We start from the raw sequence: 21128 nt of genomic DNA, 5'->3' as shown, positions 1-21128 counted from the left end.
TGGACGCCGGTCCGCGGCCGCCGCGCGAAGGCGGGATCCGGGAGATGCGGGATGGATGCGCAAAACGAAATCGCTCCCCGGCAAAGGGTGCCGGGGAGCGATCCGCGTGCGGAAAAGTCCCGCGCCGCCGGTCAGGTCTCCTGGGCCACCCGCGTCAGCTTCTCGTCCACCGTCTTGATCATTTGATGGAACGACTTCGCGAATTTCTCGACGCCCTCCACCTGCAGCCGCTCCGTCACCGCGTCCAGGTCGATGCCGAGCTCCTGCAGCGTGGCCAGCTCCCCGCGCGCGCGGTCCATCTCCAGGTCCACCGTGCGGCGCGCCTCACCGTGGTCGGCGAAGGCCTGGATGGTGGCCAGCGGCATGGTGTTCACGGTGTCGGGCCCGATCAGCTCCTCCACGTAGATCACGTCGCGGTACGCCGGGTTCTTGGTCGACGTGCTGGCCCAGAGCGGCCGCTGCACGTGCGCGCCCTTCGCCTTCAGCCGCTCCCACCGCTCGCCGCTGAACACCTGGAGGAAGCGCGCGTACGCCATCTTCGCGTTGGCGATGGCCGCGCGCCCCATCACCGACTTCGCCTTCTCGGCGTTGGCGCCTCCCTCCGCGACGATCTTCTCCAGCTCCGCGTCCACCGCGCTGTCCACGCGCGAGACGAAGAACGAGGCGACCGAGGCCACGTGGTCCAGCGGCTGGCCGGCCTCGGCGCGGCGCTCCATCGCGCGCAGGAACGCCTCCATCACCGCCTCGTAGCCGCGCAGCGAGAAGAGCAGGGTGATGTTGATGTTGATCCCCTCCGACAGCGCCTCCTCGATGGCGCCGATCCCCTCGTCGGTGCCGGGGATCTTCACCATCACGTTGGGGCGGTCCACCAGCTTCCACAGCTTGCGCGCCTCGTCCAGCGTGCGCTGCGTGTCGTCGGCCAGCAGCGGCGACACCTCGATCGACACCATCCCGTCGTGCCCGCCCGCCGCGTCGTACACGGGGCGGAAGATGTCGCACGCGTTCTGGATGTCCTCCACCGCGATGCGCTCGAACGCCTCGCCCGCCTCGGTTCCCTCGGCGGCGAAGGTCTCCATCGCGTCGTCGTAGTCGTCGCTCTTCCCGATCGCCTCCTCGAAGATCGACGGGTTGGAGGTCACGCCGCGCAGGTCGTATTTGCGGATCATCTCCTCCAGCTCGCCGTTCTCGATGATTCCGCGGCGGATGTAGTCGAGCCACACGCTCTGTCCCTGCTCGTGCAGGGAGTGGAGGCGGCTGGTGTTTTCGGACATCGGTGACCGTCCTTTGGTTAGGGTACAGCTGAACAGAAGTCCTGAGTCCTGAGTCCCAAGTCCTAAGTGGAAAGCAGTTCACTTAGGACTTAGCACTGGGGACTCAGGACTGTTTTCCTTCGTCCGTTCCTTCCTTCGTCGGCCCCGCCGCGGCCAGGCCGGCTTCCTCGCCCTCGCCGCTGGCGATACCGAGCGCTTCCTTCGCCTTCGCGGCGACGTTGTCCGCGCTGAAGCCGAGCTGCTTGAAGATCTCCTTCGCCGGGGCGCTGGCGCCGAAGTGGCTGATGCCGACCACGCGGCCGGCGCGGCCCACCCACCGCTCCCACCCCATCGGCGAGGCGGCCTCCACGGCCACGCGCGCATCGATCTCCGGCGGCAGCACCTCGTCCTGGTACTCCCGCGGCTGGCGCGAGAAGAGCGTCCAGCTTGGCATGCTCACCACGCGCGTGCCGATCCCCTCCGCCTGCAGCTGCTCGCGCGCCTCCATCGCCACGCTCACCTCGCTCCCGGTGGCGATGAGGATCGCCCGCAGCTCGCCTTCCGCCTCGGCCAGGACGTAGGCGCCCTTGCGCAGCCCGGACGCGGCGCCGAACACCGCGCGGTCGACGATGGGGAGCCCCTGCCGGGTGAGCGCCATGAAGACCGGGCCCTCGGTGTACTCCATCGCGAAGCGCCACGCTTCGGCGGTTTCGTTCGCGTCGCCGGGGCGCAGGTCCACCAGCCCGGGAACGGCGCGCAGCGAGGCCAGCTGCTCGATGGGCTGGTGCGTGGGGCCGTCCTCGCCCAGGCCGACGGAGTCGTGGGTGTAGATGTAGAGGGTGGGCTGCTCCATGAGCGCGGCCAGGCGCACCGGCGGCTTCATGTAGTCGCTGAAGATGAGGAAGGTGCCGCCGTACACGCGCACCCCGCCGTGCAGCGTCATCCCGTTCATCAGCGAGCCCATGGCGTGCTCGCGCACGCCGAAGTGCAGGTTGCGCCCGTCGTACGACTGCGGCTCGAAGTCCCCCACGCCGTCGATGTGCGTGTTGTTGGAGCCGGCCAGGTCTGCCGAGCCGCCCATCAGCCAGGGAACGTGCCGGGCGATCGCGTTGATCGCCTTCCCCGAGGCGGCGCGCGTGGCGAGCGGCTTGTCGTCCTTGCTCCAGGTCGGGATGTCCGCGTCCCACCCCTCCGGCAGGCGGCGGGCGAGCGCGTCCTCCAGCCGCTTGGCCAGCTCCGGCTCGGCGGCGGCGAAGGCGTCGTAGCGCCGCTTCCACTCATCCTGCATCTGCTGGCCCTTCTCCCCCGCCTGCCGCATGTGCCGGAGCGCCTCGTCCGGCACCCAGAAGGTGTCGGTGGTGGGCCAGCCCAGCTGCTGCTTGGAGAGCTTCACCTCTTCCTCGCCCAGCGCCTCGCCGTGCGCCTTTTCGCTCCCCGCGCGGTTGGGCGAGCCGTAGCCGATGACCGTGCGCACCGCGATCATCGACGGGCGCGGGTCCTCCTTGGCGCGGCGGATGGCGGCGTCGAGGGCCTCCAGGTCGTTCACGTCTTCCACGCGGTCGGTGTGCCAGCCGTAGCCGGCGAAGCGCTGCAGCAGGTCCTCGGTGAAGGCCAGGTCGGTGGAGCCCTCGATGGTGATCTTGTTGTCGTCCCAGAAGTAGATGAGCTTGCCGAGCTGGAGATGGCCGGCGATCGATCCCGCCTCGCTGGCCACGCCCTCCATCAGGTCGCCGTCGGAGCAGATGGCGTAGACGTGATGGTCGATGGGCTTGTGCTCGGGCGTGTTGAACTGCGCCGCGATGTGCGCCTCGGCCATCGCCATCCCCACGCCGTTGGCGAACCCCTGCCCCAGCGGCCCGGTGGTGGTCTCCACGCCGACGGTGAGGCCGTACTCGGGGTGGCCGGGGGTCTTGCTCTCCCACTGGCGGAAGTTCTTCAGGTCGTCCAGCTCCAGCCCGTAGCCGGTGAGGTAGAGCATGGAGTACAGCAGCATGGACGCGTGCCCGGCGGAAAGGATGAACCGGTCGCGGTCGATCCACTTCGGGTCGCGGGGATTGTGGCGCAGGTGGCGCGTCCAGATGACGTAGGCCAGCGGGGCCAGCGCCATGGGCGTGCCCGGGTGGCCGGAGTTGGCTTTCTGCACCGCGTCCATCGACAGGGTGCGGATGGTGTTGATGCAGAGCTGGTCCAGGTCGCCGCCGTACGGCCGTCCGTCGGACATCGATCGGTCTGGTTGAAAGGTTGTGGTGCGTCCCTGCTCGAAATCGCGGCCGGGGGTGACTTGCACTCAGCGTGAGCACTGCATGCCGGCGCGTTCCCTCCACATCGCAGCCCTCACCCGGCTCGCTCAGGCTCGCCACCCTCTCCCGATAACGGGAGAGGGTTGGGTGCAGCCAGGCTTCGAGGCGAGCCACGATGCCGGAAAGGGAGTCCGCGAAGGCGGACTTCGGGCAGTTGTTGCCGCGAATTCATTCGCCTTCCCCGGCCTGGCCGCTCCGCTCTTCCGCCGCCTGCGAGAATGGCGCCGCGGCGCGGACACCCGCGCGCGGCGCCGGCTCAGCCGCGGATGCGCTCCAGCGCGACGAGGGCGGCGCCGCGGGCGGTGTCGTTGCCATCGTCGCGCAGGGTGATGGGGCGGCCGAGCGCGCGCTCGAGGATGCGGCGGAACGACGCCGATGCGTGCAGCGCGCCGCCGCTGGCCACGATCTCGTCCGCGCGCCCGTACTCGCCCTCCACCGCGGCGACCGCGTCCGCCACCCGCCCCGCCACCGCCCACAGCCACGCGCGCCAGAGGTCGACGGGCGTGGTGTCCATCGTCATCCCCGCGAAGGTGGCGGCCTCGCCCCGCTCGGAGAGCGGCGGGCGCTCGCCCAGCAGGGTGGGGATGGCCCGGAGATGCGGCGCCGGCTCGTCGGCGGCGGACGCGAGCATGGCCTCCAGGCGGTCGGGGCGCGGGAGGCGGAGCGTGCGGCGCAGCCAGGCGAAGGTGTTGCCGCCGTTGGAGATGGCGCGCCCCGCCACGGTCCGCCGCGCGTCCACCCGGTAGAGCCAGAGGCCGTCCGGGACGCGCGGCTCCGCGTCCTCGCGCAGCACGCGGACGGCGGCGCTCGTCCCCACCGTCAGCGCCAGGCGGCCGGGCTTCGCCGCGCCGCTGCCGACGGTGGCGCAGGCGCCGTCGCCCAGCGCGGGGAACCAGGGGACCCCGGCCAGCTCCGGCCAGCGCCTGGCGAACGGCGGGAGGAGCCCGCGTACCGGCTCGTCGGAAAGCTCGGGGAGATGGGCCCCGGTGATGCCGCACGCGGCCAGCATCTCCGCGTCCCACCGGCACTCGCGCACGTCCAGCAATCCGGTCGCCGAGGCCATCGACAGCGAGGTGCGGCGGACGCCGGACAGCCGCTCGCCCAGGTGCTCGCCGATGGAGAGCCAGGCCGCGGCGCGCGGGAAGGTATCGCCCAACATCTGGCGCAGCCAGACCAGCTTGGCGGCCGGGTAGCTCTCGTGCACGAAGCACCCGGTGCGGCCGTGCGCCGCCTCCGCGTCCACCCGCTCCCGCAGCCGCGCGGCGGCGTCCCGCGCGCGCGTGTCGCCCCAGGCGTAGAGCGGCGTGAGCGTGCGGCCGTCCGCATCGACCCCCATCACCCCGTGCCAGAAGGTGTCGATCGCGACGGCGGCGATCTCCAGCTTCGCGGCGCGCGCGGCCTTCGTCGCGCGGTCCAGCGCGGTGAGCGCGGCGCGCACGAGCGTGTCCGCGTCGGCCTCCATGGCGCCGCGCGGGTGCGTGCGCCAGCGCACCGGCACCTGCGCCCCCGCGCCCGCCGCCCGGCCGCGCGCGTCGTACACCTGCGCGCGCACGGAGGAGGAGCCGATGTCCATCGCCAGCACGTGGCGTTTGCTCATCCCGGCAATCTACGCGGTCCGGCCCCGCGGCGAGAGCCCGGCAAGGCGGGACCAGGCGCGGAGACGCGGAGACGCGGAGGAGCGGGGCAAACGCCTCCGCGCCTTCGCGTCTCCGCGTGAGTCATGGGGATGCCGGGCTACGAGCGGCCGCCGAGGTCGCGCGGGTAACCGGGGTCGTTGCCGATGTCGCCCAGCGCGCCGCCCAGGCCGGTGGCGCGCCGCGCGGCCCAGAACCCCGTCTCGTCGAACGAGTCGTCGGAGTAGAAGTCATCCTGCGCCTCCGCGCGCATCTCCCTTGATGGGGCGCCGTCCGCATCCGCCGCCGCGAAGCGCTGCCGGTCGCCGCGGTCGCGCCGCCAGCTGTCGCGCACCGAGGTCTCGAAGTCGCGGGTGATGGGGCCGTGGTCGTACGCCGGGATCGCGCGCAGGTCGGCGGAGGTGATCTCGTCCACGATCACGCGGTCGTGGTCGCGGTCCAGCCGCGCGTAGCCGATGGGCACCAGCACGTGGCGGTCGTGCTCGCCGGCCACCATCTCGTCGTCCAGATCGACATCGAGGTAGCGCACCTTCATGGCCCCGGTGTCCACCAGCAGCTCGTCGACCTCGCCGATCTTGCGGCCGTCCGCCGCCACCACCTCCCACCCGCGCGGATCGGGGTCGTCGCGCGACACGCGGAAGTCGTCGAGCTCGTCCAGCGGGACCACGCGGTCCAGGTCGTCGTTGCTCATCGGCGCATCCCCGGGTTCGGTGTGGCGCCCGAGCGCGCCGGGGCGGCGCGCGCGGAGGAAGCCGAACAAGCAAAACGGGTTCCATCCCCCGCGTCTCCCCGTTTTTCGATGTCCATCCCCATCCTTTGACAAACATTGGACAGGAGCGTAGGTTTCCGAGCGTCGTGGCGTCATCGCCCTGAGCTTCCAATCACGATCGGGAGAACCCCATGCAGGCAACCGCCGGAGTCCTGGAGAAAGCCGACGTGCTGTCCGAGACCGAGCTCGACACCCTTCCCGTGGGGATGATCCAGCTGGCGCCGGACGGCAAGGTGCTGAAGTTCAACCAGACCGAGTCGGCACTGGCCCGCGTGGCCAAGGACGACGCGCTGGGGAAGAACTTCTTCGACGAGGTGGCGCCGTGCACCAGGGTGCAGGAGTTCCACGGCCGCTTCGTGGAGGGGGTGGAGAAGAAGAGCCTGCACACGGTGTTCGACTATGTCTTCCGGTTCCGCGACGGGCGCCGGAAGAACGTGGTGATCTCGATGTTCTACAGCGCCAGCACGGAGACGGTGTGGGTGTGTGTGGAGAGGCCGTGATGAACGACGAGTGCTAAGTCCTAAGTCCTAAGTCCTAAGTCCTAAGTCCTAAGTCCCAAGTGCTGAGTGCTGAGTGCTGAGTGCTGAGTGGCGAACCGGGCGGCGGTCTTCATAACTCACTTGGGACTTGGGACTTAGGACTTAGGACCTTTTCCATTCATATGGGTGATGCGATGATCGCGGTCGAGCGGCGGCTGGGGTTCGCGGTGAAGGTGGCGGGGAGGGAGGGATTGAAGAGCAACGACGCGCGGCGGTGGCAGACCGGGCCGCACCTGCGCACGTCGATGGAGTACCTGCACCAGATCCTGGACTACCTCGACGAGATCGACGTGCGGATGTACCGCATCTCGTCCGACTTCGTCCCCTACTGCACGCACCCGGACCTGCCCCAGTTTCACGGCCAGATCTCCGAGTGCCGCACGGGGCTGGGCGAGTTGGGCCGCATCGCCCGCGAGCGGGGGATCCGGCTGTCGCTGCACCCCTCGCAGTACGTGCTGCTGAGCGCGCAGGACCCCGCCATCAACGCCAAGGGCATCGCCGACGTGAACGCGCAGGCCGAACTGCTCGACGCGATGGAGCAGGGCCCCGAGGCGGTCGTCATCCTCCACCTGGGCGGCTCGTACGGCGACAAGCCGTCGGCGATGGCGCGATTCGCGGAGAACTTTCCCCGCCTCTCCGAATCCGGCCGGCGGCGGCTGGTGATCGAGAACGACGAAACCATCTACACCGTGCAGGATTGCCTGCGCGTGCACGAGATGACCGGCGTGCGCCTCATCTTCGACCACCAGCACCACCTCCTGAACCCGGGGACGATGACGATGCGCGACGCCGTCCGCGCCGCCCTGGCCACCTGGCCGGCGGAGGTGACGCCGAAGGTGCACTTCTCCTCGCCGAAGATGGATTCACGGGTGGTGATCAAGAACAAGAAGGAGGTGACGGCCCCGCCGCTCCTTTCCCAGCACGCCGACTACGTGAACCCGTGGGAGTTCGCCAACTTCCTCCGCGAGGCCGGCCCCACCCCGTTCGACGTGATGCTGGAGGCGAAGATGAAGGACGCCGCGCTCCTCAAGCTCCGCGCGGACATGGCCAGGCTGCGGCTGTGGCCGGCGGAAGGGGGGTGAAAGGCGGTGAAGGCGGGTGTGGGGGGTGAAGGCTGGTGAAGGCTGGTGAAGGCTGGTGAAGGCTGGCGCTCCACCCCGAATGGAATTCGGGGGCAACAACGGCACAAAGTCGCTCCGCGACTGGCGCACGGTCCTCGTGGCGAATCCGCGGCATCTTCGCATGGGCCGGATTCATGACGCCGGCCGTGGTTTCGTACTTCCGTACTTCCGTACTTTCGTAGTGCTTTTTTCAATTCCCTCCGCGGTCCCACCCCTCCGCATCCCGGCGGCGAACGCCGGTTTCGTCATGCTTGCGAACCGAAGGGGCCCAAACTACCTTCGCCAGTGACCCCCTGTAAAATTCGGAGATCCACCGCCCCAACCCGGGCCCGCCCCGGCGCCAACCTCCGCCCCGTTTTTCCACTCTCGCCACACCGGAGCACCGCCACGCACCCGCTCCATTTCCGCATTGTTCACCCCGCGCGCGCCCCGCACGGCGCGCGCGTGACCCGGCGCCCGCCCCCGCGGCGCGGCGCCGATTGCTCACCCAACCAGGAGGACCCCCAATGAAACCTGCCACGCGTTCGGAACCGCCCGGCGCCGCGTGGACGCTCCGCCGCCTGGCGGCGGCCGTTGCGCTGCTGCTGGCGCTGCCGGCCGCCGCGCGCCCCGCCGCCGCCCAGACGGGCGAGGTCGGCGGCACCGTGGTGGCCGCCGGCAGCAACCGCCCGCTGGCCGGCGCGCAGGTGGCCGTCCAGGGCACCGACCGGCGCGCCGTGACCGACGCCGCCGGCCGCTTCCGCATCGGCGGCCTGAGCGGCACCGAGGTCACGCTGCGCGCCACCACGCTGGGCTACCAGGGCGCCACCCGCACCGCCCGCGTGGGCGACACCGGCGTGCGCCTGGAGCTGAACGAGAGCGCCATCGCCCTGAACGCGGTGGTGGTCACCGGCACCGGCGTGCCCACCGAGCGCCGCGCGCTGGGCAACGCCGTGGGCCGCATCGACGCCGCCCAGGTCACCCGCGAGGCGCCCATCACCAGCGTGCAGAGCCTGCTGAACGGCCGCGCCCCCGGCGTGGTCATCCAGCCCGGCACCGGCGCGGTGGGCACCGGCGCCCGCATCCGCATCCGCGGCGCCAGCTCGTTCAGCCTCAGCAACGAGCCGCTCGTCTACGTCGACGGCGTGCGCATCAACTCCACCGCGGCCACCGGCCCCGCCAACCAGGCGTTCGGGTCCAGCACCATCAGCCGCATCAACGACATCAACCCCGAGGACATCCAGAGCATCGAGGTGCTGCGCGGGCCCGCGGCGGCCACGCTGTACGGCACCGAGGCCTCCAACGGGGTGATCCAGATCATCACCAAGAAGGGCTCGACGGGCGGCGGCACGCAGTGGAGCGTGAACGTGCGCCAGGGCGCCAACTTCCTGTCGAACCCCGAGGGGCGCTTCTGGGTGAACTGGGGCCCCATCCCCGCGGCCGCGCCCACCGCGTCGCGCACCCTCGACACCGTGCCCTTCGACATCGTGGAGCGCGAGAACGCGCGCGGCACCCCCATCTTCCGCACCGGCCACCAGCAGCAGTACGACCTGGCGGTGAGCGGCGGGACCGACAAGTTCCGCTACTACGCCTCGGGCGGGTACGAGAACGGCCAGGGGGCCGAGGCCAGCAACGACACGCGCCGCTACACCACGCGCCTGAACCTGACGGTGGCGCCCAACCCCAGGCTCAGCTTCGACGCGGGGATGGGGTACACCAACGGGCTCACCCATCTGTCGGCCGAGGCGGGCTTCGGCGGGCGCGTGTGGTCCACCGTGCTCGCCTCGCCCTCCAACACCGTGGGGGCGCTCGCGCACCAGCGCGGCTTCCACAGCGGCACCCCCGAGGAGTACGACGCGCTGTACAACTTCTCGCAGGGGATCAACCGCTTCATCGGGTCGCTGCAGGTGAACCACCGCCCGTTCGGCTGGTTCCAGCACCGCCTGAGCGTGGGGGCCGACTTCACCCGCGAGGACAACATCACGTTCCTGCCGCGCATCGACTCGCTCATCTCCAACCCGGTGTTCGGGTCCGAGGCGCTGGGGTCCAAGGAGATCACCAACGGCGACATCCGCTACCGCACCATCGACTACTCGGGGACCGCGTCGTTCGACCTGACTCCGCGGCTCACCAGCAAGACCACCTTCGGCGGGCAGTACTACCGCACGAAGGGCGACACCGTCTACGCCTACGGCGAGGTGTTCCCCGCGCCGGGGCTCACCGCGATCGACGCGACCACCTCGTCGCGGGTGAACAACGAGTACTCGCTGGAGAACGCCGAGCTGGGCTTCTTCGGGCAGGAGCAGCTGGGGTGGAACGACCGCCTGTTCTTCACCTTCGGGCTGCGCACCGACGACAACAGCGCGTTCGGCACCGACTTCGATCGCGTCTATTACCCGAAGGCCAGCGCCAGCTGGGTGGTGAGCGAAGAGCCGTTCTTCCACCTCCCCTTCCTGAACACGCTTCTCCTCCGCGCCGCGTACGGCGAGGCCGGGAAGCAGCCGCCCACCTTCGCGGCGCAGCGCACCTTCGCCCCCGCCATCGGCACCGGCGACCAGCCGGCGGTGACGCCGCAGTTCCTGGGGAACGCGACGCTGGGGCCGGAGCGCGGCAAGGAGCTGGAGCTGGGCTTCGACGCCGGCTTCCTGGACGACCGCGCCGGGATCGAGGTGACCTACTACAACAAGCGGGTCGAGGGGGCCATCCTGGAGCGCGAGATCGCGCCGTCCATCGGCTTCTTCGGCACGCAGTTCTTCAACGCCGGCCAGGTGAAGAACTGGGGATGGGAGCTCTCGGCGCGCGGCCGTCCGGTGGACCGGCGCAACGTGGGGCTGGACCTGAACCTGTCGGTGGCCACCAACTCCAACCGCATCGTCACGCTGGGCCTTCCGGGGCTCACCTCGGTGACGGCTGGGAGCTTCCTGGAGCACCGCGAGGGGTACGCCATCGGCTCGTTCTTCGAGCAGCGCGTGCTCTCGGCCGAGCTGAACGCGGCGGGTCAGGCCACCAACGTGATGTGCGACAACGGCGACGGCGGGTCGATGCTGTGCACCGGCGCCGACGGCCGCTACGGCACCGCCGACGACGCGCCCAACGTGTTCCTGGGGCGCTCGCTGCCCAAGGTGGAGGGGGCGTTCAGCTCCACGCTCACGCTGTTCCGCAACTGGCGGGTGTACGGGCTGCTGGACTTCAAGACGGGGATGAAGAAGGTCGACGGCAACACCCGCGTGCGCTGCACCTTCTTCGGACGCTGCGAGGAGAACTACTATCCCGCGCGCTTCGACCCGGTGCGCATCGCGCAGATCCAGAGCAGCCGCAACCTGGTGGACTTCCTGATCCAGGACGCCAGCTTCGCCAAGCTGCGCGAGGTGTCGCTCACCTACGCGCTTCCCGAGCTGCTGGCCCGGCGCGCCGGCGCGCAGCGCGCCAGCCTGTCGCTGGCGGGGCGCAACCTGGCGACCTGGACCAATTACCCGGGGCTCGAGCCCGAGGCCATGTTCCTGGGCGGCACCCGCGGCGGCAACTTCGGCGCGTTCGAGCAGACCACGCTGCCGCAGCTGACTTCGTGGATCGTGTCGCTGAACCTCACGTTCTAGCGGCGGCCCCCCATGCGAACGACAACGAACCGGAAGGGTGAGACGATGAAACCAACCCGGAGAACGGCGCGCGGCGCCCCGTGGCGGGCGCTTGCCGCCGCGGGGGCCGTGCTGCTGGCGGCGCTCCCCGCCTGCAAGGACGCGCTCGACGTGGAGACCAGCAACCGCATCGTGGCCGAGCCCTTCGAGAACGACCCCGCCAACGCGCAGATCCTGCTGAACGGCGTGGTGGGCGACTTCGAGTGCGCGGCCGGCGCCTACGCGGTGATGAGCGGGCTGATCGGCGACGAGCTGCAGGACGGCACGCAGACCGCCGACCGCTTCCCGTACGACCAGCGAAGCATGACCGCGGCCGACCGCCGCTACCAGGTGCAGAGCTGCGACGCGCTGGGCGTGTACGGCCCGCTGCAGAAGGCGCGCGCCAGCGCCGACCAGCTGCTGCGCCACCTGACCTCGTGGACCGACGCGCAGGTGCCCGGCCGCCAGGCCAAGATCGCGCAGGCGGCCGCCGTGGCCGGCTACGCGCTGGTGATGATGGGCGAGGGCTTCTGCTCGGGCACCATCAGCCAGCTGGACGACGCGGGGAACCCCGTCTACGGCAACGAGCTGACGCCCACCGAGATCCTCACCGCGGCCATCGACCGCTTCAACACCGCGCTGGCCGCGGCCGCGGCCGCGGGGGCCAGCGCCAACAGCCTGGCCAACCTGGCGCGGGTGGGGCGGGCGCGGGCGGAGCTGGACCTGGGCAGCTACGCCGCGGCCCGGGCCGACGCGGCGCTGGTTCCTGCCGGCTTCAAGTACCAGATCACCGCCTCGGCCTCCAACTCGCTGCGGCAGAACAAGCTGTGGGCCGAGAACCGCCAGGTGGGCAGCGGCGTGTCGACCTCGGTCACGGTGGGGCCGCTGTACCGCCGGCTGAACGACCCGCGGGTGCCGGTGGACTCGGTGGCCGGCACGGGCCCCGGCGGGATCGGGCGGACGGTGACCGGCGTGGAGCAGTGGCTGCAGAAGAAGTACACGCAGGCCGACTCGCCGATGGTGCTGGCCAGCTACGAGGAGGCGCAGCTGATCGTGGCCGAGGCGGCGGCGCGCGCCAACGACCTGGCCCCGGCGCTGGCGGTGATCGCCGCCGAGCGCGCGCGGGGCGGGCAGCCGGCCTTCACCGGCACCACGCAGGCCGAGGTGCTGGCCGAGATCATCGACCAGCGGCGGCGCGAGTTCTTCCTCGACGGCCACCACCTGGGCGACCTCATCCGCTACAACCTGCCGCTGAGCCCGGCCCCGGGTTCGGCGTATCACGCCGGCGGCACCTACGGCTCGCAGCGGTGCCTGCCGCTGCCGAACGTGGAGCGGAACAACAACCCGAACATCTGACGGCGGATCCCCGCGCGATCAGATGATGAAGCCGCCGCTCCGGGCAACCGGGGCGGCGGCTTCGTCATGAAGTGCGGAAGTGCGGAAGTGCGGAAGTGCGTGAGTGCGTGAGTGCGCGAGTGGAGGGCTTTCGGTGGTGGCCGGAGGCATCGTGCCCGCCTGGCTGGCCCCTCCCCCCGGCCCTTCCGCGCGCTCCGGGGGGGAGGGGAGAACTCACCGGGGGAGAAGCTTCGGAGTCGCGGGGAATGCTCCGGCGGGCCTCGCATCACGCAGCCGTCCGACGAGTGCGCTACCGCCCGTGCGGAGCCATCGAAGTTACCCCTTCCGTTATCGGGAGGGGGTACGCGGCCCCAGCCGCGGGGGGAGGGCTACGCGGCGGGCACCGAAGTCATCAACGCACGGATGCAACGCGGCTCTCCGATACCACGCACTTCCGCACTCCCGCACTTCCGCACTGCGGTAAAGAGAAGCGGGCCGCCCCTGGAGAGAGACGACCCGCCTTACATCACGAGGCTCAGGTGCCGTTCGCCGTCGCCATGGTGATGGCGATGCTCGGCTTCGTGCTCGTGGCGGCGCAGCGCCTCGAGGATGTCCTCGCCGTAGAACATGGCGATGTACTTGGCCTGCACGTCGGTCACCCGGCGCACCGCCCACACCAGCTCCACGTAGTTCGGCTCGTGCGGGTGCTTGAGGAGGTGCATGCCGCACTCCTCGGGCAGATGGCTGGCCTTGCGGTTGTTGCAGGGCGAGCAGGCCGTGACCACGTTGTCCCAGGTGTTCTCGCCGCCGCGCGAGATGGGCGTCACGTGGTCGCGCGTGAGGAACTCGCGGCCGCGCAGCAGCCCCCGGTGGCGGCCGCAGTACTGGCAGCGGTAGCCGTCGCGCGCGAACAGGAAGGTGTTGGTCACCTGGCGGCGGAACCGGCGCGGCACGTGGATGAAGCGCTTCAGCCGGATCACCAGCGGCGCGGCGATCTGGTCGCGCTCGGACCGGAAGATCCGCGCGTCGTCGGCCTCCAGCACCTCGGCCTTCCGGTCGATCACGAGCCGCAGGGCCCGCTCGATGGGAAGGATGGTCAACGGCTCGAAGGATGCGTTCAACGCCAGACATCCCATACGGATGCACCTCGTGGTCTCGGGTGGGTCCCCTGCTCTTTGCGTTGCCGTCGTTGTGGGTCCACGGTTTTCAAGGATCGTGCGCACGATCCATCCGTTGTCCGCGCCCTGGCAACAGCGGTGCGGCGATGCGGGCCAAGAATCAGCCGCGCGAATGTGGATGCCGGATGGTTGAGAATGCGCCGAAACCTGATTATACCGATGAAACCTAGCTAAATCTGCCACGTCCGGTCAAGCGGCGCACTACATCTTGTGCCCCGCATCTCCTCCCGCATCTCCCAATCGTCTCCGCTGCTCTCCATGCGCGCCCGCGTGGCGCGTTCTCGAGCTTCGCCGAGCTGGCGATGTACCGGCCGTCGGAGCTGTACCGGCTGGAGATCTACCGCGGCGGCGCGGCCGTCGTCATCTACACCTCCATGTTCGCGGAGCAGATGGCGCGCGCCCGGTGGACGCTGGCGCCGGTGGAGGTGATCGTCGAGCAGTACTGCCGCTCGGGATGACGGCGCGCGGTGCTGTATGGGGGCCGATGGGATGGTCCCGGAGTTGCCCTTCATCCTGCAACCAGACGTTCCGCTCCCCCGCACGCCTCCGCAGAATGATTTGCCGCACAACGACTTGCACGGCCGCATCGCCGGCCTCCCCGGCCGCCGCGGCGCTTCCCGCGACCGCCAGGCAGGACACCGGCGGGGGACGCGGCGTCCACCGCGGGGGACAGGCCGGACCGGCGCCGATGCCGCGGCCCTGACATCCGTCATCCAGGGCGGGCCGCGTGACGCCCGCTCGCCAGACGGGTGGGCACGCGTCCGAATCTCCTCCGCGCGTCATCCACCCGCATACCTTCCGTGACTCCGAGGCTTCCATGATCCGCCGCATCCTCCCGCTTTCCATCCTTCTCCTCGCCCTGGCTCTTCCCGCCGCCGCGCAGGACCAGCCGCGGGCCGCGCCGGGAGGGGAGATCCTCACCGGCGTGGTGCTGGACGCCCGCAGCCTGCAGCCGATCCGCGCCGCCCGCGTGCGCGTGCCCGGCGCGGGGGTGGACGTGCTGACCGATGCAGAGGGGCGCTTCATCGCCCAGGGCGTGGCGCCCGGGGAGTACGGCGCCATGGTGTCGCTGCTGGGCTACCGGCAGAGCGCGCAGGTCTTCACCGTGGCGCCGGGCGAGCCGGAGCCGCAGGTGCTGCTGGAGCCCAACCCCGTGCTGCTGCGAGGGCTGACGGTGACCGCGCGCCGGCTGGAGAGCCGGGCGCGCGCGAGCGGGGCCGCGCTGATGGGGTTCGACCACGACTTCCTGCTGGCCTCGAACGAGCGCAACGCCAGCAGGCTGGTCATCGAGATGGCGCACATCCAGGCGGTCCGCTGCGGGGCATTGTCCACGGAAGGCGATCTCAACTGCGTGCTGGTGCGCGGCGTGGCCTCGCCCGCCTGCGTGCTGATCAACGACACGCCGGCCAGCTACGGCGAGCTGGCGATGTACCGGCCGCGCGAGCTGTACCGCGTGGAGGTCTACAAGGGCGGCCAGGCCGTCCTGGCCTACACCACCCAGTTCGCCGAGGAAATCGCCACGCGCGGGTGGCGGCCGCCCCCCATCGAGACGCAGGTGGCGATGTACTGCCGCAAATCGGTACCGCTGTAGGATCGGCCGGCCGGCGTACGGACGCGGGCGGTGCCGCGGCCCCGCCCCTTTCCTCCCAACCCCGAGCGCATCCATGATCCGCCGCATCGTCCCGCTTTCCATCTTCCTTCTCTGCCTTGCCGTTCCCGCCGCCGCGCAGCAGCAGGCGCAGGCCGCGCCGGGAGGGGAGGTCCTCACCGGCGTGGTGCTGGACGCCCGCTCCCTGCAGCCGGTCCGCGCCGCCCGTGTCCGCGTGCCCGGCGCGCGGGTGGACGTGCTCACCGACGCCGAGGGGCGCTTCATCGCCCAGGGCGTGGCGCCGGGGCAGTACGGCGCGATGGTGTCGCTGCTGGGCTACCGGCAGAGCGCGCAGATCTTCACCGTGGCGCCGCGCGAGCCGGAGCCGCAGGTGCTGCTGGAGCCCAACCCCGTGCTGCTGCGGGCGCTGACGGTGACCGCCGGCCGGCTGGAGCGCCGCGCTCGCGCGAGCGGGGCCTCGCTGATGGGCTTCAACCACGACTTCCTGCTGGCCTCGAACGACCACGACGCCGCCATCTTCGTGCGCCAGATGGCGCACCTCACGCCGGCGCCCTGCTCCACCTTCTCCACCGATTCGGGGTCGCTGAACTGCCTCCGCATCCGCGGGGTGCCGGAACGGCCCTGCGTGCTGATCAACGACACGCCGTCGAGCTTCGGCGAGCTGGCGATGTACCGGCCGCGCGAGCTGTACCGCGTGGAGGTCTACAAGGGCGGCAGGGCGATCCTCGCGTACACCAGCACGTTCGCCGAGGAGCTGGCGCTGCGCGGCTGGAGGCCGCCGCCGGTGGAGTCGATGGTGGAGATGTACTGCCGGAAAGGCCCCTCGCTGATGTAGCCCCGCGCGGCGCGGCCGGCCGCGGTGCGGGTGCCGCGGCCCGTCGCGCCGGGTGATGACGATCGACTGCACTTCTCCCATCCACCGCGTGAACCCGATGCGCCGCATCCCCATCCTCTCCGCCGTGCTCCTGGCGTTGGCGGCCCTCCCCGCCGCGGCGCAGCGCGACACCGCCGCCGGGCCCGCCATCACCGTCACGCGTGGCGAGGCGGTGCCGCTGTCCGGCCGCGTGCTGGACGCGCGCACGGGGCAGCCGGTGCGCGCGGCGGCCGTGAAGCTCCCGCCGCCGGCGTGAGCGCCTACACCGACGAGCAGGGGCGATTCGCCGTCCGCGCGCCCGCGGGTACGTACGGCTCGGTGGTCTCGGCGCTGGGATACCGGCCGCGCGCGGGGATCTGGGAGGTGTCTGCGGGAGATTCCGCGCGGGTGATCCGGCTGGAGGCGGACCCGGCGGTGCTGCAGGGACTGCGCGTGGTGGTGCGGCGCATCGAGCGGCGGGTGCGCGGGGCGGGGACGGCGGCGCGCGCGTACGACCGCGACGCGCTGGTGAACACCGGCTATCCGAGCGTGACCCAGTTCGTGTTCGCCCAGGGGCAGCTCTCGTACGCGCCGTGCGGGAGCCTGGGCACGGGCTCGGCGCGCGGCCCCGGCGGGCGCGCCACGCCGGGGCTGCGGGCGGGCGGCGCGCCGGAGTGCGTGCGCGTCCGAGGCGTGGCCGTGCACCCGTGCGTGATCCTGGACGAGACGCCGTCCAGCTTCGACCAGCTCTCCGCGTACCGCCCGCAGGAGCTCTACCGGCTGGAGGTGTACGGCGGCGGCGGGATCATCGTGGCCTACACGGCGGACTTCGCGCGGCGGATCGCCCGCGAGCCCGTGGCCCTGCCGCCGTTCGAAATGCTGACCAGCCTGATGTGCACCACGCGCTGACCGCGCATCTCCGCGCGACGAAGCCCCTCCCGGCCCGCGGGAGGGGCTTTCGTCAGCCCGGCCCCGTGCTTTCTACGACGTTCATGTCGCGAAGCAGGCCCGATGCGCTTTGTTGCGTTCTCCTATTGCCGACGACCCTGCTCCGATCATACTCTTGAACGGAGTGGATGATCCGAGGAATCTCACGTGCGCACCCAGGCATGGGGCGCTGCACGCTGCCCAACTTTCGGGGAGACGCGATCATGGCTGCGGAACCAATCATTCAGGTGGTTCGGGATGGCGATGCATCGAAGGCATCGCCGTTCACGATCTGCATCATCGCGAACCCGGCGCTCGAAGCGCCGTGGAAGAGCGGCCAGTTCATCGGTGATTCGATCACGGACCACCGGGCGGAGTTCGACGCCAGTGTCCGCTACGTCGTCCAGGCGCTTTTCGGCAGGCTTCCCAACCAGGCCGAGCAGTTCCTCGGCGACGCTACGATTGCACCGCGGATCCGCGTGGTATCGGTCTTCGCGGATGGGCTGGACGCCGAGGACGCGACGGCGCTGGTCGGGCAGGATGCAGTCAGCAACTTGCTGGTTCCCCGCAGAACCGCCTTCGCGCCCTTTCTCGCGAGGTTCGGGCTTGCGGCGGATGTGGCGTACGCGATCTCACGGTCGGAAACGCACACCCGCGCCAGCGCATGGTTCACGTCGGACGACGATGGGCGAGCGGGCGTGGCGTTCTCGCTGGACGGTGTCGCCCTGTCGCACCGGTTCTGGAACCTGATCCCGGGTACGATCGCCCAGCACGCCACCAGCCGGTCGCTCACCGCACTGCACGAGTTCGGGCATGCGCTGTCGAGCTATTCGAACGGTTCGGTGCTGGACCTGTACGTCGACAGCCCTCGTGGACTGAACAACAAGCGCGGAAGGCCGATCCCGCCTGGGTTCGCGGTGTACAACGGAATCGCTCTTGCTGCGGATGCAACCCGTGACGGGCTGGGATACGGAAGCTGGCAGTCGTACCACTGCGAGCTGAACGATCCGGAATTTCCTGCTGTGATGGACAACTACTGGCTGGCACACGACCACGTGCCAGAGCACTGCCAGCACGACCGGATCACCCGGATGTTCCTGCTCGACCGGATTCGCGCCAAACTCGGGAGGTAGCGATGGAACCCATGAAGCCGGAAGAAAAAGCCCGCGTCCTGGCCGAAAACCCGCAGGCCGAGCCCGGGGACCTGGAGGAATACGAGCGGCTTCTCTCCCGGCGTTTCGCGATGGATCCGGACATCCCCGCTTCTCCCGAGGCGATCGAGGCGGCTGATTCCATCGAAGATCGCCTGGCCGAGCTGCACGCAAGGCTGTTTCCGCAGAAGGTTCCTGCCTGATTCTCGATGAACGGCCGGGTTTACAGCAGCTGCACCGGGTCGCGGTCGATGATGACGCGGATGTCGGCGGCCTTGGGGCTGCGGGGGTGCCAGCGCTCCCAGAAGAAGCGCGACACCTTGCCCAGCGTGTCCGCGTGGTCGGAGCGGAGGAGGAAGTGCCAGCGCCACCGCCCCCGGATGCGGTCGATCGGGCTGGGCGCCGGCCCGGTGAGCGTCACGTCGCGCACGCGGCGCGACTCCAGCAGCCCGGCCACCCACTCGCCCGCGGCGGTCGCCGCCTCCTGCGTCGCCTCTTCCTCCAGCCCGCTCACCACCACGTTCACCAGCCGCGTGAAGGGCGGGTAGCGCGGCTCGCGGCGCGTCTCCAGCTCCTTCTCGGCGAAGGTGACGAAGTCGTGCTCGGTCGCCGCCGCGACGGCGTAGTGGGTGGGGAGCGCGGTCTGGATGAACACCTCGCCGCCCTTGGGTCCCCGCCCCGCGCGCCCGGCCACCTGCGTCATCAGCTGGAAGGTGCGCTCGGTGGCGCGGAAGTCGGGAAGGTTGATCCCCACGTCGGCGTTGATCACCCCGACCAGCGTCACGTTGGGGAAGTCCAGCCCCTTCGCGATCATCTGCGTTCCCATCAGGATGTCGACCTCGCGGCGCTCGACTCGTCCCAGGATCTCGTGGTGGCTCCACTTGCCGCTGGTGGTGTCCACGTCCATCCGCGCGATCCGCGCGCTGGGAAAGGTCTCCGCCACGGTCCGCTCCACCTGCTCCGTCCCCACCCCCTTGAAGCTCAGGTCCTTCGATCCGCACGCCGCGCAGTGGCCGGGCGACGGCTCCTCGTGCAGGCAGTAGTGGCAGGTGAGCCGCGCGCGCCGGCGGTGGTAGGTGAGCGAGACGTTGCAGTTGGGGCACTGCCACACCATTCCGCACTCGCGGCACTGCACGAAGTTGGCGTAGCCGCGCCGGTTCAGCAGCAAAATGGTCTGCTCGCCGCGGGCGATGCGCTGGCCGATGGCGGTCACCAGCAGGTCGGAGAGGATGACCGGCCCGCGGTCCTGCATGGGCCCGCTCGAGTCGCGCTGGCGCTTGCGCTCGGCCCGCAGGTCCACGATGCGGATGGGCGGCATCGGCTGGCCTCCCACGCGCTCGGGGAGCTCCAGCAGCGTGTACTTTCCCGCCTGCGCGTTGGCCCAGCTCTCCAGCGACGGCGTGGCCGAGCCGAGCAGGCACACGGCGCCCTCGATGGTCGCCCGCACGACGGCCACCTCGCGGGCGTGGTAGCGCGGCGCCTCGCCCTGCTTGTACGAGCTCTCGTGCTCCTCGTCCACCACGATGGCGCCCAGGTCGGGGAGCGGGGCGAAGATGGCCGAGCGCGCGCCCACCACGATCCGCTTCTCTCCCGATCTCAATGACCGCCACTCGTCGTACCGCTCGCCGTCCGACAGCGCGGAGTGGAGAACGGCCACCCGGTCGCCGAACACGGCCTTGAAGCGCCCCACCGTCTGCGGCGTCAGCGCGATCTCGGGGACCAGGACGATGGCCGTCTTCCCCTGCCGCTCCACCACTTCGCGCAACAGCTCGATGTAGACCAGCGTCTTTCCCGAGCCGGTGACGCCGCGCAGCAGGAAGGTCCCCGGCTTCTCCGTCCGGGTCGCCTCGACCAGCCGGCGGATGACGGACGTCTGCGCGGGCGTGGGGCGGTGCTGGGGCGCGGCGCCGGCCTCCACGCCGGCGTACGGGTCGCGCGACACCTCCTCCTCGGCGATGTCGGCCACCTCCTTCTTCACCAGCGCGTTCAGGATGGTGTAGGTGAAGCCGAGCTCGTTGACCAGATGCGGCACGTCGGCCGCGCCGCCCATCGCCTCCACCGTTTCGAACGCCTCGCGCTGGCGGGCGGCGCGCGCGAAGATGCGGTCGCGCTCCAGCAGGCTGGGAAGCTCGCGCACGCGCAGCACGCGGCGGGTGCGCACCGGCGGCTCCACGCGCGGGCCCTCCGTCATCACCCGCACCAGCCCGATCTCCTCCAGCCGCCGGATGGTGGGCCACCACACCCGGTCGCCCATCTCCCGCCGCAGCCGCGCGACCGCCTGCGGCCCGTCCCTCCCGCGCAGCCATTCCACCAGCTTCAGCTCCTGCTGCCCCAGGTCGCGCCCCGGCGCCGGGTCCCCCGTCAGCTGCAGGTAGTCGGTGGACGAGTCGGTGAGCCCCGCCGGGAGCGCGGTGCGGATCACCTGCCCCAGCGGCGACAGGTAGTAGCCCGCGATCCAGCGGCAGAGGCGCAGCACCGCGGGCGTCACGCTGGGTGCCCCGTCCAGCACGCCCAGGATCGGCTTCACCTTCTCCGGGTCGCCGATCGTCGCCGGGTCCGAGACGCGGTCGATCCACCCGATGCGCTCGCGGCTGCCGAACGGCACCAGCACCCGCGCGCCCGGCCGCGCCTGCGCGCGCAGGGCGTCGGGCACGCGGTAGGTGAAGGTCCGCGGTGGCGGCAGCGGGAGCGCGACGTCTACGTACAAGCCTGGGGGACAGGGCATAGGGGACAGGGGATAGGGAACGGCCGAAAAGCTAACATCGCGGGCAAGGCGGGGCAGGGCCGGCGAGGAGGTGGAACGATGATGGATCTCCGCCGATCCGGAACACGCGGGGGTGCGATGCCATCGCTTTGCAAACGAGGTTCG

17 protein-coding genes are annotated in these 21128 nt (G+C 70.6%); 11 read left to right on the top strand and 6 right to left on the bottom strand.

All coding sequences use genetic code 11. The features are described 5' to 3' along the window. Nucleotides 1-131 precede the first annotated feature (131 nt). The 4 genes from tal to VLK66_RS19880 form a co-directional block, all read right to left on the bottom strand. Entirely contained in the window at nucleotides 132-1271 is a 1140-nt protein-coding gene (gene tal / locus VLK66_RS19895) for a transaldolase (RefSeq protein WP_325311219.1), read from the bottom strand. Between the two features lie 103 nt (nucleotides 1272-1374). After that, the gene (tkt, locus tag VLK66_RS19890) at nucleotides 1375-3471 is read right to left on the bottom strand and encodes a transketolase (protein ID WP_325311218.1); all 2097 of its coding nucleotides are present in this window, start codon (nucleotides 3469-3471) and stop codon (nucleotides 1375-1377) included. Between the two features lie 335 nt (nucleotides 3472-3806). After that, entirely contained in the window at nucleotides 3807-5147 is a 1341-nt protein-coding gene (locus VLK66_RS19885) for an FGGY family carbohydrate kinase (RefSeq protein WP_325311217.1), read from the bottom strand. Nucleotides 5148-5284: 137 nt separating this feature from the next. Next, nucleotides 5285-5875: a PRC-barrel domain-containing protein gene (locus tag VLK66_RS19880; protein WP_325311216.1), complete on the bottom strand. Its 591-nt coding sequence runs from the start codon at nucleotides 5873-5875 to the stop codon at nucleotides 5285-5287. 209 nt (nucleotides 5876-6084) lie between these two features. Here VLK66_RS19880 and VLK66_RS19875 point away from each other — a divergent pair, with 209 nt between their 5' ends. The 4 genes from VLK66_RS19875 to VLK66_RS19860 all read left to right on the top strand — a co-directional run bounded on the left by VLK66_RS19875 (nucleotide 6085) and on the right by VLK66_RS19860 (nucleotide 12562). After that, nucleotides 6085-6453: a PAS domain-containing protein gene (locus tag VLK66_RS19875; protein WP_325311215.1), complete on the top strand. Its 369-nt coding sequence runs from the start codon at nucleotides 6085-6087 to the stop codon at nucleotides 6451-6453. Nucleotides 6454-6626: 173 nt separating this feature from the next. Beyond that, the gene (gene uvsE / locus VLK66_RS19870) at nucleotides 6627-7574 is read left to right on the top strand and encodes a UV DNA damage repair endonuclease UvsE (RefSeq protein ID WP_325311214.1); all 948 of its coding nucleotides are present in this window, start codon (nucleotides 6627-6629) and stop codon (nucleotides 7572-7574) included. A gap of 545 nt (nucleotides 7575-8119) precedes the next feature. Then, entirely contained in the window at nucleotides 8120-11188 is a 3069-nt protein-coding gene (locus VLK66_RS19865) for a SusC/RagA family TonB-linked outer membrane protein (protein WP_325311213.1), read from the top strand. Nucleotides 11189-11233: 45 nt separating this feature from the next. After that, the gene (locus VLK66_RS19860) at nucleotides 11234-12562 is read left to right on the top strand and encodes a RagB/SusD family nutrient uptake outer membrane protein (RefSeq protein ID WP_325311212.1); all 1329 of its coding nucleotides are present in this window, start codon (nucleotides 11234-11236) and stop codon (nucleotides 12560-12562) included. 500 nt (nucleotides 12563-13062) lie between these two features. On the opposite strand, the gene VLK66_RS19855 is transcribed toward VLK66_RS19860, so the two are convergent. Then, nucleotides 13063-13662, bottom strand: coding sequence for an HNH endonuclease (locus VLK66_RS19855; RefSeq protein WP_325311211.1), 600 nt, complete (start codon nucleotides 13660-13662; stop codon nucleotides 13063-13065). 359 nt (nucleotides 13663-14021) lie between these two features. On the opposite strand from VLK66_RS19855, the gene VLK66_RS19850 reads away from it, so the two are divergent. The 7 genes from VLK66_RS19850 (at nucleotide 14022) to VLK66_RS19820 (ending at nucleotide 18462) form a co-directional block, all read left to right on the top strand. Continuing rightward, a complete protein-coding gene (locus tag VLK66_RS19850; protein ID WP_325311210.1) occupies nucleotides 14022-14177 on the top strand; it encodes a hypothetical protein in 156 nt (51 codons plus the stop codon). A 359-nt stretch (nucleotides 14178-14536) separates the two neighbouring features. Next, a complete protein-coding gene (locus VLK66_RS19845) occupies nucleotides 14537-15310 on the top strand; it encodes a carboxypeptidase regulatory-like domain-containing protein (RefSeq protein WP_325311209.1) in 774 nt (257 codons plus the stop codon). Nucleotides 15311-15383: 73 nt separating this feature from the next. Then, nucleotides 15384-16163: a carboxypeptidase-like regulatory domain-containing protein gene (locus tag VLK66_RS19840; RefSeq protein ID WP_325311208.1), complete on the top strand. Its 780-nt coding sequence runs from the start codon at nucleotides 15384-15386 to the stop codon at nucleotides 16161-16163. A gap of 55 nt (nucleotides 16164-16218) precedes the next feature. Further along, entirely contained in the window at nucleotides 16219-16458 is a 240-nt protein-coding gene (locus tag VLK66_RS19835; protein WP_325311207.1) for a hypothetical protein, read from the top strand. Continuing rightward, nucleotides 16455-17090, top strand: coding sequence for a hypothetical protein (locus VLK66_RS19830; protein WP_325311206.1), 636 nt, complete (start codon nucleotides 16455-16457; stop codon nucleotides 17088-17090). Before VLK66_RS19835 ends, VLK66_RS19830 begins: the two co-directional genes overlap by 4 nt. A gap of 242 nt (nucleotides 17091-17332) precedes the next feature. Continuing rightward, the gene (locus VLK66_RS19825) at nucleotides 17333-18241 is read left to right on the top strand and encodes a hypothetical protein (protein ID WP_325311205.1); all 909 of its coding nucleotides are present in this window, start codon (nucleotides 17333-17335) and stop codon (nucleotides 18239-18241) included. 2 nt (nucleotides 18242-18243) lie between these two features. Beyond that, nucleotides 18244-18462 (top strand): hypothetical protein, encoded by a 219-nt coding sequence (locus VLK66_RS19820; protein WP_325311204.1) that lies wholly within the window; start codon nucleotides 18244-18246, stop codon nucleotides 18460-18462. Between the two features lie 20 nt (nucleotides 18463-18482). On the opposite strand, the gene priA is transcribed toward VLK66_RS19820, so the two are convergent. Next, a complete protein-coding gene (gene priA / locus VLK66_RS19815; RefSeq protein ID WP_325311203.1) occupies nucleotides 18483-20966 on the bottom strand; it encodes a primosomal protein N' in 2484 nt (827 codons plus the stop codon). Nucleotides 20967-21128 lie beyond the last annotated feature (162 nt).

It is taken from the genome of Longimicrobium sp. (assembly GCF_035474595.1).
Classification (GTDB): Bacteria; Gemmatimonadota; Gemmatimonadetes; order Longimicrobiales; family Longimicrobiaceae; genus Longimicrobium.
The sequence above is the reverse complement of the archived record's forward strand: the minus strand, read 5'-3'. Positions and strand labels throughout refer to the sequence as shown.